Consider the following 15,842-nt stretch of genomic DNA (forward strand, 5'->3'; position numbering starts at 1 on the left):
TAATACTGCCAAGGAGGGAACGGTATGTCCGACATCGTCAAACCGGCGGGCCGCGGCCGCTGGCTGCAACTTGCCTTCGGCGTCGTGTGCATGTGCATGATCGCCAACATGCAGTACGGCTGGACCTTCTTCGTCAGTCCGATGCAGGAGCGTCACGGCTGGGATCGGGCGGCGATCCAGGTCGCGTTCACGCTGTTCGTCGTCACCGAGACGTGGCTCGTTCCGATCGAGGGCTGGTTCGTCGACAAATACGGCCCTCGGATCGTCACCTTGTTCGGCGGCCTGCTGTGCGCGATCGCCTGGGTGATCAATTCCTACGCTGATTCACTCACCGTCCTGTACATCGCGGCTGCGATCGGCGGCACCGGTGCGGGTGCGGTCTATGGGACGTGCGTCGGAAACTCCCTGAAGTGGTTTCCCGACCGCCGCGGCTTGGCCGCGGGCATCACCGCGATGGGCTTCGGCGCCGGCTCGGCACTCACGGTCGTGCCGATCCAGGCGATGATCAAGTCGCAGGGTTACGAGGCGGCGTTCTTCTACTTCGGCATCGGGCAGGGCGTCATCGTGATGCTCATCGCCCTGTTCCTGCGGTCGCCGGCGAAGGGGCAGGTTCCCGAAGTCGCCCGCGTCAGCCAGTCGAAGCGCGACTTCAAGCCCTCCGAGATGGTCCGGACGCCGATCTTCTGGGTCATGTACGCGATGTTCGTCATGATGGCGGCCGGCGGTCTGATGGCCACCGCGCAGCTCGGACCGATCGCCAAGGACTTCAAGATCGCCGATGTTCCGGTCTCGCTGCTGGGCATCACGCTGCCGGCACTGACCTTCGCGGCGACACTCGACCGGGTGCTCAACGGCGTCACGCGGCCGTTCTTCGGCTGGGTCTCCGACCATATCGGCCGCGAGAATACGATGTTCCTGTCGTTCGCCATCGAGGGCCTCGGCATCTACGCGCTGAGCCAGTTCGGGCAGAACCCGATCGCCTTCGTGCTGCTGACCGGCCTCGTGTTCTTCGCATGGGGCGAGATCTACTCGCTGTTCCCGGCGACCTGCGGTGACACATTCGGCTCGAAATACGCCGCCACCAATGCCGGGCTCCTGTATACGGCCAAAGGCACGGCGGCCCTCATCGTCCCCTATACCAGTGTGCTGACGACCATGACGGGAAGCTGGCACACGGTGTTCCTGGCGGCGGCAGCCCTCAACATCATCGCGGCCCTGCTGGCGCTGTTCGTCCTGAAGCCGATGCGCGCCGCTTACACCAAGAAGCCCGAGGCGAGCCTCGCGCCGGTCCTGGCTCAGTAGCTCGGCCCGTCGCATCGAACGGACAAGAATGAGCCCGGCGCCGTCTTTACGGCGCCGGGCTTCCTGCATACCGGGAACCGGGCCTTCCGGAGATCGGGCATGGACAGGGACGAGCGGATCGCGCGGGAGCAAGTCGTGGCGGCGGCGCGGGCACTCGACGCCCAGGGCCTGAATCGCGGAACCTCCGGCAACGTGTCGCTGCGCTTCGGCGATTCACTCCTCATCACGCCCTCCGGCATGCCCACGGATCGCACCGGGCCGGAGGACATCGTCCGGTTGGCGTTCGACGGCACGCACCCGTCGGGACAGAAGCCATCCTCGGAATGGCGCTTCCACCGCGACATCCTGGCGTCACGCCCGGAATTCGGAGCGGTGGTCCACGCGCATCCGGTCTACTGCACCGCCTTCGCCATCTGCGGAGAGGCGATCCCAGCGATCCACTACATGGTTGCGGCCTTCGGCGGCCCGACCGTGCGCTGCGCGCCTTATGCCCCGTACGGGACAGCGGACCTCTCGGAGCTGGCGCTGGAGGCCCTCGTCGATCGCAATGTGTGCCTGCTGGCCAACCATGGAATGATCGCCGCCGGCGCGAGCCTGGAGAAGGCCCTCTGGCTCGCCGTCGAACTGGAGACGCTCTGCCAGCAATACGCCGTCGCGCGGCAGATCGGCACGCCGCTCATCCTGTCCGACCACGAGATCGGTACGACAGTCGAGCGTTTCCGCGGCTACGGTTTGAATGCGACGGGGTCGGCTGCCCTAAAGGCGACGTGACCGCCGCGCGCGACCGCTTCGTCGCCAGCCGACGAACACGGTCACGTGGAACGGAAAGACATCGCGGTTCGGTAAGAGGCACCCCAGCGGCGTCCTAGCGGCCGAGCACCTGACCGACCGCCAGCCCGATGTCCCGGGCGAATTCGCCGGCCGACACCTTCTTGCCGCCCTCGGCCTTGACCTTGCGGATCTCGATGCGGCCGCCCTGCGCGCACACGCTGAACCCCGCCTCGTCGACGGCGATCACTTCGCCGGGCTTGCCCGTTACGTCGGCGAGCCGGCGGATCCGATGCAAGGTCGAATCGAAGATCTGGAGCTTCTTGCCGTCCAGCGTCGTCCAGGCTCCGGGCGCCGGGTTGGCCGCGCGGATCAGGTTGTAGATCTGCTCGGCATGAGCCGACCAGCGGATCTCCGCCTCGGCCGCGCGGAACCAGCCCTCGTAGCCGGCAGCATCCTCATCCTGGTCGATCTCGACGTGCCGGCCGGCGACGACGAGATCGGCCGCTTCCAGCATCGCCTCGACGCCCAGCGGGAATAGGGAATCGAAGTAGACCTCGCCCAGCGTCGCGTCCGCGCCGATCGGGCAGGTTTTCTGAAGGATGACCGGCCCCTCATCGAGACCGTCGGTGGGGCGGAAGATCGTGAGACCGGTCTGCAACTCGCCCTTGGCGATCGGCCAGTTGATCGACGACGGGCCGCGATAACGCGGCAGCAGGCTCGGGTGGTACTGGATCGTGCCGTGCTTTGGGATGTTGACGAAGCTCTGCGGCGCGAATTGCAGGACGTAGGCCATGATGCCGATCTCGGCCTCGAGGCCGCGCATGGCCGCCTCGGCCTCGGGACTCTTCAGGCTCGGGAATTGGAACACCGTCAGGCCCTTGTCGACGGCCGCCGTCTTGAGGACGTCAGGCTTGGCGCCCGGCTTCTCGGGCGCGCAGAACACACCGGCGACCTCATCGCCCCGCTCCAGGAACGCCTCGAGAACGGCCTTCCCGAAATCCTGTTGACCGATGAAGGCGATGCGCATGCGATCTCCTAGGCTTCGTCCGACCCCGACGCGGGATCGAAGAGATGACGATCGGGGATTGGAAGGCGGCGACCCGGTCCGTCGCCCGGGATCGCCGCCCGTCGCTTACTCCGCGGCGATCTTCTGGACCGCGCCGATCGCGCCGGATTCGGAGATCTCGCCGACCTCGGCCTCCGTATATCCCAGCACGGCGCGCAGGATCTCCTCGGTGTGCTCCCCGAGCAGGGGCGACCGCGTCACCTCGCTCGGGCTCGCCGACAGCTTGATGGGGTTGCCGACGGTCAGATACTTGCCGCGGGTCGGGTGATCGACCTCGACGATGGTGCCGGTCTTCCGCAGCGACTCGTCCTCGGCGATCTCCTTCATCGACAGGATCGGGCCGCAGGGGATGTCGTACTTGTTCAGGGTGTCCATCACCTCGAACTTCGACACCTTCATCGTCCAGGCCTCGATCCGCGTGAAGATCTCGTTGAGATGCGGCAGGCGGGCCTTCGGGGTGGCGTAGTTCGGGTCGGTCTTCCAGTCGGGCTCACCGATGATGTCGCAGATCGGCTCCCAGACGGCGGCCTGGGTGATCACGTAGATGTAGGCGTTCGGATCCTGCTCCCAGCCCTTGCAGCGTAGGATGCGGCCCGGCTGCCCGCCACCGGAATCGTTGCCCGCGCGCGGGGTCGCCTCGCCGAACGGGATGCCCTCGCCGAACTGGCTGTATTCCCGGAGCGGCCCGTGCTCGAGCCGCTGCTGGTCGCGCAGCTTCACCCGGCAAAGGTTGAGAACGCCGTCCTGCATGGCGCAGTCGACCTTCTGACCGAGGCCGCTCTGGGTCCGGTGATAGAGGGCCGTGACGATGCCGAGCGCGAGGTGCAGGCCCGTGCCGGAATCGCCGATCTGCGCACCCGTCACCATCGGGATGCCGTCGCGGAAGCCCGTCGTCGAAGCGGAGCCGCCGGCGCACTGCGCGACGTTCTCGTAGACCTTGCAATCCTCGTAGCGGCCGGGACCGAAGCCTTTCACGGAGGCCAGAATCATCCGCGGGTTGGCCTCGTGGATCTTCTCCCAGGTCAGACCCATGCGGGCGAGGGCGCCGGGCGCGAAATTCTCGACGAGGACATCGCATTCCTTGATCAGCCGCCAGAGAACCTCCTTGCCCTTTGGGTTCTTCGAATCCAGCGTGATCGAGCGCTTGTTGTGGTTCAGCATCGTGAAATAGAGGCTGTCCACGTCCGGAATGTCCTGCAACTGCTGGCGTGTCGCGTCGCCGACGCCAGGCCGCTCGACCTTGATGACGTCGGCACCGAACCAAGCCAGGAGCTGCGTACAGGTCGGGCCGGATTGAACGTGGGTGAAGTCCAGGATGCGGACGCCTTCGAGGGCCTTGGTCATGATCGGTCTCGGAGCTGGAGTCGGTCTAGGAAGCTTGGTCAGCGGCTCAGGCCGCGCGGATTAGCGGCGCGGTCGTACCGGAGCCCGTGATGCGCGGGACGCGATGCCGGGAGCCTGGCCTTCCAACCTCGAACGGATCATGACTGCTCTCCCTCCCATCGCGCGGTCTCGTCGTGTCGCGACACCGTCATTCGGACTCAGGGTGACGAGTCCGCCGATTTGTATACCACATGCCATCTATCCGGCGCGAGTGCCGAGTGAAGGCCATGCCTGCTGCGTCGCGGGCTAACCCTAAGCTGTCAACCTGCAGCGCTCAACACGCCGAACGCTTCCTGTTACCGTCATGGGTCGCCCCCTTGGCATTCGCCGGCGCGCGGTCCATGATTTCGCCAAAATTGCCCGCGGACGCGGGATAGACGATGCACAGCTGAACGAGGGACGCCCATGCTCGCCAGCACCAGTTTGATCAAGTCCTCTTGGATTGCCGTCGATGTCGGTCATGACCGTGCCGAGCGGGTCCTTGTCGTCGAGACCTACATCGCGGTCAGCCCGCTGGAACCGAATTACGATGCCGCGCAGTACGAGCGGGTCCTGGCCTGCGTTCAGAGGGTTCTCAAGACGCATCCGGAGATTGACCGCGCTTCGATCCTGAGCATGCACCGCGGCTCTGGCTGCACGGCCCTGTTCAGGGAACCGCCGGCAACTGCAAAACAGCCGGCGGCCGCCTGAGCCGCTTAGGCCTGTTCGTCTCCGGTCCCGCCGGACAGGTTCGGCGGTTCGAGCGCCACGCGCGCCGCGTGGAACCACCAGAGTGGAATGTCGCGGTTGGCCTTGGTCAGTTCCGACGCCCAGCCCTCCTTAGGCATCACATCGGACCGGTCGGCGAACAGGCGTAGGGCCGCCTCGGCTCGCTCCCTCCGGCACCTCTCCTGGATTGCCTGCCGCTCGGCTTCTGCCCGGGCTTCCGTCGCTTCGATCAGGCGCCGGGTCGCCAGATCGTCGGCATCGAAGGCGAAGTGCTGCCAGAAGGCCTCCGCTTCCCGGGCGACATCCCGCTCACGCCGCAACGTGGCGTAATCCGCCTCGGCGGCGGCCCGTGCTGTCTCGGCTGCTTCGGCACGGGCGAGAAGCCGGTTGTTGGCCTCCAGGAGTTCGCGCTCGCGCTCGGGCGCCATCCGCTGACGGCGCAGGACGCGCAATTCCTCCTCGTCGACCGAGCGGTCTGCCATCAACGCGGCGAGTGGCCCGGCCGCGAGGGCGTCGGCGGATTGCAGGTAGCGCTCGCGAAGGCCGGGGCACCGGTCTTCCAGATCCGGGCCGTCCCATCCGGGGGCATCGTCCCCCGCGCCCTGCTCATGATCGTAAAGAGCCCGCGCCAGGGCGTCGCGCAAATCGTCCGGGAATCGTGCCGCAGCGTATCCGTTCATGAACCTGCATTCGCGAAGGGCGATCGACGGAACCTACAACGCGCGCGCTCGGCTGCAGAGACCGTCCGGATGTGACAAACCCGAATCTTCCTGCACGGTCCGCCGGCGCGGGGGCAGTCTCCACTCGCGCGTATCGCTCGGCTCCCGGCAATCCCTGGTAGCGCGGACGGCTTGGCTGTTTCCCATCCGCGGACACGGACCGCACCGGCTACCCTCCGATGCACGGACATCGAGGGGGATGATCGCCGCCACGGCTTGCCGCAAGCTGGCGCTGGGGCCGCGGCGACGATGGATCAGCCGGCACAACGCGAGGGCGGCGCTCCGGGAGCGCACGATCCATCCTCCACCGTCTCTGCGCGCTATGGGCGGGCGTCGGGCCTCGGTATTCGAGGAGCTTGTTCGGCCCGGAATTGCGATAGCGCCGGCCAATCACACGGGATACATCGCACCCTGCGTCAATTACGCGTCGATCCAAGTCGATGGTGCATACAGGCTATAATCCGGCGCTCGTCGCTCTGTCGATCGGGCTCGCGATCTTCGCGTCCTACACGGCGCTGGACCTCGGCGCGCGCACCCGTCGGCCCGCCTCGGGTCCGCGCTGGCCGTGGATTGCCGGCGGCGCGCTCGCCATGGGAAGCGGCATCTGGTCGATGCACTTCGTCGGCATGCTGGCCTTCGAGATGGGGATGCCCGCCGCCTACGATCTCGGCCTGACTCTCCTGTCGCTCGCGATCGCCATCGGTGTCACCGGGGCCGCCTTCCTGTGGGTGGCGCGGGCCGATGTCGGACTGACCGGTATCTTCGTTGCGGGCACGATGATGGGGTTGGGCGTCGCCGCCATGCACTACACCGGCATGGCGGCGCTCCGGATTCCCGGTGGCCTCGTCTACGACCCGGCTCTGGTCGCACTCTCGGTGGCGATCGCCGTGATCGCGGCGACCGCGGCCCTATGGCTTTCCCTTCGTCAGCACTCGGTCGGGCAGAAGCTCGTTGCAGCCTGCATCATGGGCATCGCGGTGGCGGGCATGCACTACACCGGCATGGCAGCGGCAACGATCACCGCGGAGGAACCTGCCGCGCACGCCGCGCATGCGCTCGCCAGCACGCCGCTCCAGCAAAATCTCGCGCTCTACGTCGCCGGCGCGACGTTCCTCATCCTGTTCCTGGCGATGCTGGCCTCGTCACTGGAACAGCAGAGCGTTCAGCGGGATCTCCAGGCGAGCGAAGCCCGGTTTCGCGCGGCCATCCAGGCCGTGCGCGGGGTGCTCTGGACCAACGATGCCGAGGGTCGGATGCTCGGTGACCAACCCGGGTGGAGCGCGATCACCGGGCAGACGCGAGACGAGTACCAAGGCCACGGCTGGGCTGACGCGGTTCACCCGGACGATGTGCAGGCCTCTGTCGACACTTGGAACGACACCGTCCGCGCACGGCGTACCTACATTCATGAGCACCGGGTCCGGGTGCGGGACGGGACGTGGCGTCACTTCGCGATTCGCGCGGTCCCGGTGCTCGACGCGCGGGGCGCGATCCGCGAGTGGGTCGGCGTCCATACGGACATCACGGAGCAGCGGCAGGCCGAAGCGGACCTGCGCGAATCCAACGAAGAGATCCAGCGCTACGCCTACATCGTCAGCCACGATCTGCGCGCACCGCTGGTCAACGTCATGGGTTTCACGAGCGAGCTTGAGGCCACCCGAGAAGAGATTCGCGCCGCCCTCGCCGGTCATCCGCAGGCGGCGCGGCTCGACGCGGATCTCGGCGAGGCTCTCGGCTTCATCAAGGCTGCGGTGAACCGGATGGAAGGGCTGATCGCCGCGATCCTGAAGCTCTCCCGGGAAGGCCGCCGCCAATTCTCCCCCGAGGCCCTCGATATGGCGGCCCTGCTCCGCGGTGTGGCGGACGCCCAGAGGCATCAGGCGGAGGCCGCCGGAGCCACTGTCACGATCGATCCCGGCCTGCCCTCGATCGTCGCCGATCGGCTCGCCGTCGAGCAAGTGTTCGGCAATCTCCTGGACAACGCGGTGAAGTACCTCGATCCGAACCGGCCGGGTCGCATCACTATCACCGCCAAGTCTGCGGGCACCCGCGGAATCTGCTTCTCGGTCACTGACAACGGTCGCGGGGTCGCCGCGCGGGACCATGCGCGGATCTTCGAGTTGTTCCGACGCTCGGGGCCACAGGATTGTCCGGGGGAGGGGATCGGCCTCGCCCACGTCAAAGCCTTGGTGCGTTCCTTCGGCGGCCGAATCGAGATCCGTTCGGAACTCGGCATCGGCACGACGTTCGACGTGACGTTGCCGCGCGGGCCAGTTACAGCGGTTCTGCTCGACCCGGAACCGGCACCCCTGGCCGCCGAATGAGCGTGGAGCAACCCGTGCACCCTGTCAGCATCGTTATGGTCGAGGATGACGAGGGGCATGCGCGCCTGATCGAGCGCAATATTCGCCGGGCCGGGGTCAACAACGACATCGTACCGTTTCGGGATGGTACGTCGGCGCTCGAATACCTACTCGGACCGGACGGCTCCGGCGAGGCGAGCGCCCGTCGCCACCTGCTCATCCTCCTCGATCTCAACCTGCCCGACATGACGGGCCTCGACATTCTCGAGAAGGTCAAGGCGAACCCGCATACGCGGCGCTCCCCGGTCGTGGTGTTGACCACCACGGACGACAGCCGCGAGATCCAGCGCTGCTACGATCTCGGAGCCAACGTCTACATCACCAAGCCGGTGAGCTACGACGGGTTCGCCAACGCGATCCGCCAGCTCGGTCTGTTCTTCTCCGTCATGCAGGTTCCGCAGAACCCATGAACGCCGCGCGCGCCAGCGGGGACGGTACCGCTGCGGCGGCGCGCATCCTCTACATCGACGACGATCCCGGCCTCGGCCGCTTGGTCAAACGTGCCCTGGAGGCGCGGGGCTATGCGGTGGAACTGTGCGCCGACGGCGCCGCGGGGCTGACGCGGCTCGCGCAGGGCGGGATCGACGCCGTCGCCCTCGACCATCACATGCCCGGCCAGACCGGCCTCGACTTACTTCCGGAAATCCGCGGCCTCCCCCAAGCGCCGCCTGTCATCTACGTGACCGGTTCGGAAGATAGCCGCGTCGCCGTAGCGGCCCTGAAGGCGGGCGCGGTCGACTACGTCTGGAAGGACGTTCAGGGCCAGTTCCGTGAATTGCTCGGGGAAGCCGTCGCCACCGCGCTCCGACAGGAATCCCTGAGGCGCGACAAGGAACGCGCCGAAGCCGAAATGCGCGAGGCGCGCGACCGGGCCGAGCTTCTCCTGCGCGAGGTCAATCATCGCGTAGCCAATTCCCTGGCCCTGGTCGCGGCGCTGGCGCACATGCAGCGCAATGCCGTCACGGATGCGGCCGCCAAGGCGGCCCTCGACGAGATGCAGGCTCGGATCTCGGCGATCGCGGGTATTCATCGGCGACTCTACACCTCGGACGACGTCGAATCCGTCGAGCTGGACGCCTACCTGTCGAGCCTCGTCGAGGAATTGCAGGCGGCCATGCGGGCCAGCGGACGCGATCACGCCATCCGTCTCAGGGCGGCGCCGGTGCGCCTCTCCACCGACAAGGCCGTCTCGGTCGGAGTCGTCGTGACCGAACTCGTCACCAACGCCTACAAATATGCCTATCCCCTAGGCACCTCGGGCGAGATCCGCGTGGCGGTCGAGAAGGACTCGTCGGACACCGTCCTGCTCGCTGTCGAGGATGACGGCATCGGTTGGACCGGGGAGGGCGAGATCCGCGGCACAGGCCTCGGCTCGCGGATCGTCCGCGCGATGGCGTCGAACCTGCGCTCGGCGTTGTCCTACGCCCCCGGATCCCCTGGCACCCGGGCGGTCCTCGCATTCCAGGCCTGAGCGTCCCGCTTCAGCCAGCGGCCCGACCGGCCATGCGGTCGAGGGCATCAAGCATCGGTGCCAGCGCGTCGTCGCGGAGCTGGTGAAAGCCCAGGGCTCGGCTCATGATCAGGCCCAGGATGGCGAAGAAGAGGACGGAACCTTCGCCCGGGCCGGCACCGTCGATCCGCCCGAGCTGGATTAGCTGCTCCGCCACGAACGCCTGGAAACCCTTCTGCGCCTCAGGGGATTCCGTCGAGGCCAGGAGCAGAGCGCGCGACGATTCATCGTCGTCGCAATAGTGCTGACGAACGTGGGACACCATCGCCAGGGCCAGCTGAGACGGACCGGGGGGAATCTCGGCCGCGCAGGCGGCGATCTCTTCGCGCAATTCGACGAGTTTTCGAGCCACGAGGGCCACCACCAGCGCCTCCTTCGAAGCGTAGTGGTGCAGCACGCCGCCCTTACTCAGGCCAGCCTCTGCGGCGACCGCGTCGATCGTCAGCCCCCGCACGCCCGCCTTGAGGAGAACGGAGGCGGCCGCTTCGAGGATGATCTCGGGCCGCTCCGCCAGCCGCTGTCGCTTCGTCTGCATTGCTGACCTGCACTAAAAACCGTCTGGACGGTATGTAAATGATGGAGTAGGACCGCGCCACGTCATTTGCACGAGGCCGGCCGATAAGGTCGATCGCATGAGTCGCTTCACCTTCGTACCTTGCGCAGCCTTCCTGCTGGTCCTAACCGCACTCGGGTCAATCCGGTGCGCCGAGGCCGAGCCGGAAACCGCGATCGACCCCGCCGTGGCACGCGTGCGCGTCGTGGAGGCCCGCCGCACGCCGCAGTCGCTCGACGTGGTGGTCACCGGGGACATCCAGGCACAGGCCCAGGTCAACGTCTCGTTCCGCACGAACGGCAAGGTCGCGGAGCGGCGCGTCGAGGTCGGCGACCACGTGACCGCCAATCAGGTCCTCGCCGTCCTCGAGCCTTTGACCCAGCAGGCCAACCTGGACAACGCGAGGGCAGCCCTGAACTCGGCCGAGGCGTTGCTGACGCAGGCCAAGATGTCCTTCGAGCGGCAGAAGCAGCTCCTCGCCGGCGGTTTCACCACCCGTTCGACCTACGACAACGCCGAGCAGGAGTTGCGCACGACCCAGGCGGCGGTCGACTCGGCTCGGGCCGCCCTCGGGACGGCGCAGGAGCAGTTCTCCTACACGGAGCTGCGCGCCGGTGTGGCCGGGGTCGTGACCAGCCGCAGCTTCGAGGTCGGCCAGGTGGTGCAGTCGGGCCAGACGGTTCTGGTGATCGCTCAGGACGGCCCCCGCGACGCGGTGTTCAACGTCTATGAATCCCTGTTGGCCCAGGCGCCAACCGGCGACACCATCGCGGTCGCCCTCCAGGCAGACCCGTCGATCACCGCGGTGGGGACCGTGCGCGAGATCTCACCGACTGTGGACTCCGCGAGCGGCACGGTGCGGGTGAAGATCGGCCTCAGATCGACGCCGGCCGCCATGGGGCTGGGTGCCGTCGTGATCGGCCGGGGGCGCTTCGCGCCGCACGAGTCGGTGATCCTGCCCTGGTCGGCGCTCTACCGCTACGACGGGCGGCCATCCGTGTGGATCTACGATCCGGACCGGCGGATCGTGTCGGTGCGCGCCGTTGAGATCGACCGGTTCGGGCCGGATATCATCGCGCTGAAGCGCGGCGTCGAACCGGGCGAGCGCGTGGTCGTCGCAGGTATTCAATTCCTGCGCCCCGGCCAGAATGTCGCCGCTATCGAGATCGGAGGCCGTCCGTGAAGGCGCGCACGTTCCTCGTCCTGGTTTTCGTCGCCGCCACGCTGGCCGGCTGCAACGGTCACGGCGAAGAGGCGGGCGATGCCGCCTCAGCCGCTCCCGTGCGACCCGTGCTCACGCAGGTTGTCGCACCGAGCGACACCATCACGTTCGGGCCGTTCGCGGGCACGATCGAGCCGCGCTATCAGGCGCAGCTCGGCTTCCAGATTCCCGGCCGCATGGTGGAACGGGACGTAACAGTCGGCGACCTCGTCACCCGGGGCCAACGCCTCGCGGCGCTCGACACGATCGTGACGCGGTTCGACCTGACCCGCGCCGAGGCGGATCTCACCGATGCCAAGGCACAGGCCGAGAATGCCGAATCCGCGGAAGCGCGGACCCGCCGCCTGATGTCGGGGAACAGCGTCGCCCAGGCGACCATGGATCAGGCGATCGCCAAGCGTGAGACGGCCCGCGCGCGGGTGGATCAAGCTATGGCGAGCCTCCAGAAGGCCCGGGATCAGATGGGCTACACGGAGCTGAAGGCCGAGTTCGACGGGGTGGTGACCCAGCGCCTCGCCGAGGTCGGTCAGGTCTTGAGCGCCGGCCAGGGCGTGGTGACGGTAGCGCGGCCTGACGTGCGCGAGGCCGTGGTCGACGTTCCCGAGGCCCATGTCGGCGCACTTCCGCCGGACGGGGTGTTCACGGTCGCGCTGCAGAGCGAGCCGGACCTCACGGCGCGCGGACGCATCCGCGAGATCGCGCCGCTGGCCGAATCGGGGACACGGTCCAAGCGCATCCGCATCACCCTGGACGATCCGGGGCCGGCCTTCCGCCTCGGCGCGACCATCAACGTGTCCCTGACGCGCAAGGTCCCGCCCCAGGTTCTCCTGCCCGCCTCGGCGCTCCTCGATCAGGACGGCCACCGCTCGGTCTGGGTCGTCTCCGCCAACGGGACGTCGGTCACCCGCCGCGACGTGACGGTGGCGACGGTGCGGGACAACGTGGAGGACGGCCGCGTCGCGGTCGTCGACGGGCTGAAGGCCGGCGATCGCATCGTGGTCGCGGGTGTCCATGCCCTCAAGGAAGGCCAGGCCGTGCGCCTCGCCGACGGCGCCGTCTAACTCGGCCGCACGGGGTTTTCGCGTGAAGGACTTCAACCTTTCCGACTGGGCGCTCGAGCATCGCTCGTTCGTCTGGTTCCTGATGCTGGTGTCGCTGGTGGCGGGCGTGATGGCCTACACCCGCCTCGGCCGCGAGGAGGATCCGCCGTTCACGATCAAGACCATGGTCGTGCAGACGACGTGGCCGGGCGCGACCATCAAGGATACCCTCGATCAGGTCACCGACCGGGTCGAGAAGGAGCTTCAGCAGCTCAACGGCCTCGACTTCGTCCGCAGCTACACGACGCCGGGCTCGTCCACGGTGTTCGTGCAATTTCGCGACACCCTGAAGAAGAACGAGGTGCAGCCTGCCTTCTACCAGGTTCGGAAGCGCCTCGGCGACATCAAGGGGCAGTTCCCGGACGGCGTCCAGGGTCCGTTCTTCAACGACGAGTTCGGCGACGTCTACGGCAACATCTACGCGTTCACGGCCGACGGCCTGACCCATCGGCAACTGCGCGACTACGTGGAGGCCGTCCGAACCGAGGTGCTACGGGTGCCCGATATCGGCAAGACCCAGCTGATCGGCACCCAGAACGAAACCATCTACCTCGACTTCTCCACCCGGAAGCTCGCCGGTTACGGGATCGATTTCCAGGCCCTGATCAAGGCGCTGCAGGCGCAGAACGCGGTCTCGGCGTCCGGGGTCGTCCAGGCCGGTCCGGAGCGCATCTCCCTGCGTGTCAGCGGATCCTTCGCGTCCGAGGCCTCGCTCCAGGACTTCAATCTGCGGGTGAACGACCGATTCTTCCGCCTCGCGGACATCGCCGAGATCAGCCGTGGCTACGAGGATCCGCCCGCACCGCTCTTCCGGGTGGACGGCAAGCCGGCGATCGGCCTCGCCATCGCCATGCGGCCGGGCGCCAACCTGCTGCATTTCGGCGAAGCGCTGAAGGCGCGCATGCGGCGGATCGAGGCGACGCTGCCGGTGGGCGTCGGCGTCCATCTCGTGTCGGATCAGCCCCGCCAGGTCGAGCACGCGGTCGGCGGCTTCACCGAAGCGCTGGTCGAGGCCGTGATCATCGTGCTGGCCGTGAGCTTCGTGAGCCTCGGCGTCCGGGCGGGCCTCGTGGTCTCCGTGTCGATCCCGCTCGTGCTGGCGATCGTGTTCGTTGTCATGCAGGTCATGGACGTGACGCTGCAGCGCATCTCCCTCGGCGCCCTGATCATCGCCCTCGGCCTCCTGGTCGACGACGCCATGATCACCGTCGAGATGATGGTGGCCCGCCTGGAGCGGGGTGACACGCTCCGCAGGGCGGCCACCTTCGCGTACACGTCGACGGCCTTCCCCATGCTGACCGGCACCCTGGTCACCGTGGCGGGCTTCCTGCCGATCGGATTCAACGGCTCCGGCGCCGGCGAGTACACCTACTCGCTGTTCGTCGTGATCGCCGCGGCGCTTCTGGTCTCGTGGGTCGTGGCGGTGCTGTTCGCGCCCCTCGTCGGCGTCACCCTCCTGCCGAAGACCATGAAGCATCACACCGAGAAGCGCGGGATCTTCACGCGCCTGTTCCGGATGGCGCTGAAGATCGCCATGCGCTGGCACTGGACGACCGTCGTGGCCTGCCTGGGACTGATGGCCGTCGCCATCGTGGGGATGGGCCACGTGCAGCAGCAGTTCTTCCCGTCGTCGGACCGCTCGGAACTGCTGGTCGACCTGTCGCTGCCCCAGAACGCCACCATCGCCGAGACCCGGGCGCAGATGGACCGGTTCGAAGCCAACCTGAAGGACGATCCGGACGTGTCGGGATGGTCGTCCTATGTCGGCCAGGGCGCCGTGCGCTTCTACCTGCCCCTCGACCAGCAGCTCTCCAACGCGTTCTTCGGACAGATCGTCATCGTCACGAAATCCCTGGAGATCCGCGACCGCGTGATGGCGCGGCTCCAGACCATCGGCCTGCGGGATTTCGTCGGCACCGACGTGCTGGTTCAACCCTTGAGCCTCGGCCCTCCCGTAGGCCGGCCGGTTCAGTACCGCCTCAGCGGTCCGAACATGGAAACCGTGCGGCGCCTCTCGCTCGACCTCGCCAACGTGGTGGCCGGCGACAAGCGCCTCGACGTGCCGACCTTCGATTGGAACGAGCCCGGCAAGGTCCTGCGGGTCGAGATCCTCCAGGACAAGGCCCGCCAGCTCGGCGTCACCAGCCAGGACGTCGCCGGCATCCTGAACGGGATCGAGGGCGGGCAGGCGATCACGCAGGTGCGCGACTCGATCTACCTCGTCAACGTGGTCGGCCGAGCCCGCGCGGCCGAGCGATCCTCATTGGACACGCTGCAATCCCTGCAGGTCGGCCTCGCCAACGGATCGGTGGTCCCGGTCCTCGCCTTCGCGCGGATCGGCTACGATCTCGAGCAGCCGATCGTCTGGCGCCGCGACCGCCTGCCCACTGTCACGGTACGCGCGACGATCCACGACGCGACCCAGCCCGCCACCATCGTGACCGCCCTGCAACCCGGAATCGACGCCTTCGTCAAGGCGCTGCCGGAGGGATACACCCTCCAGACGGGGGGCGCCGTCGAGGAATCCGCCAAGGGTCAGGGTCCGATCGCCGCCGTGGTCCCGGTCATGCTGCTGGCCATGGCGCTGTTGCTGATGATGCAGCTTCAGAGCTTCGGACGGATGCTGCTCGTCTTCGCCGTCGCGCCCCTCGGCCTGATCGGCGTGGTTCCGGCGCTGCTGCTGTTCGACAAGCCGATGGGCTTCGTCGCCATCCTGGGCATCCTGGCGCTCATCGGCATCATCATCCGCAACGCGGTGATCCTGGTCAGCCAGATCGAGGAATTCCGCGCCGAGGGGATGGCACCGTGGGAAGCGGTGTTCGAAGCGACGGATCACCGCATGCGGCCGATCCTCCTGACCGCAGCGGCGGCGAGCCTGGGCCTGATCCCGATCGCCCGGGAGGTATTCTGGGGTCCCATGGCCTTCGCGATGATCGGCGGCATCCTGGCGGCGACATTCCTGACGCTCCTGTTCCTGCCGGCCCTCTACATCGGCTGCTACCGGATCCGCCCGGATTCGGGCGGTCGGCCCCAGGTTCACGCCGGCTGATCGTCCGGCGCACGCGATCGCAGCGCCCGCGGGCGCTGCGAGAAACGGTCGACCCGCCCCTCCGCCCCCTCAGGGCGGGTCGACCGTGACGATACC

General features: G+C 67.4%; 13 protein-coding genes. 9 read left to right on the plus strand and 4 right to left on the minus strand.

Going from position 1 to position 15,842, the window contains the following annotated elements:
* Positions 1 to 24: 24 nt before the first annotated feature.
* Complete coding sequence (gene oxlT, locus ACXJKQ_RS00340; RefSeq protein ID WP_457103773.1) at positions 25 to 1,302, plus strand: oxalate/formate MFS antiporter; 1,278 nt, start codon at positions 25 to 27, stop codon at positions 1,300 to 1,302.
* A gap of 99 nt (positions 1,303 to 1,401) precedes the next feature.
* Positions 1,402 to 2,073, plus strand: a complete 672-nt coding sequence (locus tag ACXJKQ_RS00345) for a class II aldolase/adducin family protein (RefSeq protein WP_457103774.1) — start codon at positions 1,402 to 1,404, stop codon at positions 2,071 to 2,073.
* Between the two features lie 94 nt (positions 2,074 to 2,167).
* Here ACXJKQ_RS00345 and ACXJKQ_RS00350 read toward each other — a convergent pair whose 3' ends face one another.
* Both ACXJKQ_RS00350 and frc read right to left on the minus strand, forming a co-directional pair.
* A complete protein-coding gene (locus ACXJKQ_RS00350; RefSeq protein WP_457103775.1) occupies positions 2,168 to 3,100 on the minus strand; it encodes a methionyl-tRNA formyltransferase in 933 nt (310 codons plus the stop codon).
* Positions 3,101 to 3,205: 105 nt separating this feature from the next.
* Positions 3,206 to 4,483 (minus strand): formyl-CoA transferase, encoded by a 1,278-nt coding sequence (frc, locus tag ACXJKQ_RS00355; protein ID WP_457103776.1) that lies wholly within the window; start codon positions 4,481 to 4,483, stop codon positions 3,206 to 3,208.
* A gap of 444 nt (positions 4,484 to 4,927) precedes the next feature.
* Here frc and ACXJKQ_RS00360 point away from each other — a divergent pair, with 444 nt between their 5' ends.
* Positions 4,928 to 5,212: a hypothetical protein gene (locus ACXJKQ_RS00360; RefSeq protein ID WP_457103777.1), complete on the plus strand. Its 285-nt coding sequence runs from the start codon at positions 4,928 to 4,930 to the stop codon at positions 5,210 to 5,212.
* A gap of 5 nt (positions 5,213 to 5,217) precedes the next feature.
* Here the strand turns inward: ACXJKQ_RS00360 and ACXJKQ_RS00365 are convergent, their stop codons facing one another.
* Positions 5,218 to 5,910 carry a hypothetical protein gene (locus tag ACXJKQ_RS00365; RefSeq protein ID WP_457103778.1) on the minus strand — a complete coding sequence of 231 codons (693 nt, stop codon included), beginning with the start codon at positions 5,908 to 5,910 and terminating at the stop codon, positions 5,218 to 5,220.
* A gap of 479 nt (positions 5,911 to 6,389) precedes the next feature.
* On the opposite strand from ACXJKQ_RS00365, the gene ACXJKQ_RS00370 reads away from it, so the two are divergent.
* From ACXJKQ_RS00370 to ACXJKQ_RS00380, 3 genes are read left to right on the plus strand one after another with little or no spacing between them, the layout of a single operon-like run.
* Entirely contained in the window at positions 6,390 to 8,273 is a 1,884-nt protein-coding gene (locus ACXJKQ_RS00370; RefSeq protein WP_457103779.1) for an MHYT domain-containing protein, read from the plus strand.
* The gene (locus tag ACXJKQ_RS00375; protein ID WP_457103780.1) at positions 8,270 to 8,722 is read left to right on the plus strand and encodes a response regulator; all 453 of its coding nucleotides are present in this window, start codon (positions 8,270 to 8,272) and stop codon (positions 8,720 to 8,722) included. Before ACXJKQ_RS00370 ends, ACXJKQ_RS00375 begins: the two co-directional genes overlap by 4 nt.
* Positions 8,719 to 9,783, plus strand: coding sequence for a sensor histidine kinase (locus tag ACXJKQ_RS00380; RefSeq protein ID WP_457103781.1), 1,065 nt, complete (start codon positions 8,719 to 8,721; stop codon positions 9,781 to 9,783). Before ACXJKQ_RS00375 ends, ACXJKQ_RS00380 begins: the two co-directional genes overlap by 4 nt.
* Positions 9,784 to 9,793: 10 nt before the next feature.
* On the opposite strand, the gene ACXJKQ_RS00385 is transcribed toward ACXJKQ_RS00380, so the two are convergent.
* Positions 9,794 to 10,357, minus strand: coding sequence for a TetR/AcrR family transcriptional regulator (locus ACXJKQ_RS00385; protein WP_457103782.1), 564 nt, complete (start codon positions 10,355 to 10,357; stop codon positions 9,794 to 9,796).
* Positions 10,358 to 10,454: 97 nt separating this feature from the next.
* Here ACXJKQ_RS00385 and ACXJKQ_RS00390 point away from each other — a divergent pair, with 97 nt between their 5' ends.
* From ACXJKQ_RS00390 to ACXJKQ_RS00400, 3 genes are read left to right on the plus strand one after another with little or no spacing between them, the layout of a single operon-like run.
* Positions 10,455 to 11,558, plus strand: a complete 1,104-nt coding sequence (locus ACXJKQ_RS00390; RefSeq protein WP_457103783.1) for an efflux RND transporter periplasmic adaptor subunit — start codon at positions 10,455 to 10,457, stop codon at positions 11,556 to 11,558.
* Entirely contained in the window at positions 11,555 to 12,658 is a 1,104-nt protein-coding gene (locus tag ACXJKQ_RS00395; RefSeq protein WP_457103784.1) for an efflux RND transporter periplasmic adaptor subunit, read from the plus strand. The genes ACXJKQ_RS00390 and ACXJKQ_RS00395 overlap by 4 nt, the downstream gene beginning before the upstream one ends.
* Before the next feature lie 22 nt (positions 12,659 to 12,680).
* The gene (locus ACXJKQ_RS00400; protein WP_457103785.1) at positions 12,681 to 15,746 is read left to right on the plus strand and encodes an efflux RND transporter permease subunit; all 3,066 of its coding nucleotides are present in this window, start codon (positions 12,681 to 12,683) and stop codon (positions 15,744 to 15,746) included.
* Positions 15,747 to 15,842 lie beyond the last annotated feature (96 nt).

This window comes from Methylobacterium sp. P5_C11 (assembly GCF_054049775.1).

What these genes read in the sequence shown, in the direction of transcription:
- ACXJKQ_RS00380 (WP_457103781.1), top strand. Translation starts at nt 8,719, where the DNA reads ATGAACGCCGCGCGCGCCAGCGGGGACGGTACCGCTGCGGCGGCGCGC.
- ACXJKQ_RS00385 (WP_457103782.1), bottom strand. Translation starts at nt 10,357, where the DNA reads ATGCAGACGAAGCGACAGCGGCTGGCGGAGCGGCCCGAGATCATCCTC.
- ACXJKQ_RS00365 (WP_457103778.1), bottom strand. Translation starts at nt 5,910, where the DNA reads ATGAACGGATACGCTGCGGCACGATTCCCGGACGATTTGCGCGACGCC.
- ACXJKQ_RS00360 (WP_457103777.1), top strand. Translation starts at nt 4,928, where the DNA reads ATGCTCGCCAGCACCAGTTTGATCAAGTCCTCTTGGATTGCCGTCGAT.
- ACXJKQ_RS00345 (WP_457103774.1), top strand. Translation starts at nt 1,402, where the DNA reads ATGGACAGGGACGAGCGGATCGCGCGGGAGCAAGTCGTGGCGGCGGCG.
- ACXJKQ_RS00350 (WP_457103775.1), bottom strand. Translation starts at nt 3,100, where the DNA reads ATGCGCATCGCCTTCATCGGTCAACAGGATTTCGGGAAGGCCGTTCTC.
- ACXJKQ_RS00375 (WP_457103780.1), top strand. Translation starts at nt 8,270, where the DNA reads ATGAGCGTGGAGCAACCCGTGCACCCTGTCAGCATCGTTATGGTCGAG.
- ACXJKQ_RS00370 (WP_457103779.1), top strand. Translation starts at nt 6,390, where the DNA reads ATGGTGCATACAGGCTATAATCCGGCGCTCGTCGCTCTGTCGATCGGG.
- frc (WP_457103776.1), bottom strand. Translation starts at nt 4,483, where the DNA reads ATGACCAAGGCCCTCGAAGGCGTCCGCATCCTGGACTTCACCCACGTT.
- oxlT (WP_457103773.1), top strand. Translation starts at nt 25, where the DNA reads ATGTCCGACATCGTCAAACCGGCGGGCCGCGGCCGCTGGCTGCAACTT.
- ACXJKQ_RS00390 (WP_457103783.1), top strand. Translation starts at nt 10,455, where the DNA reads ATGAGTCGCTTCACCTTCGTACCTTGCGCAGCCTTCCTGCTGGTCCTA.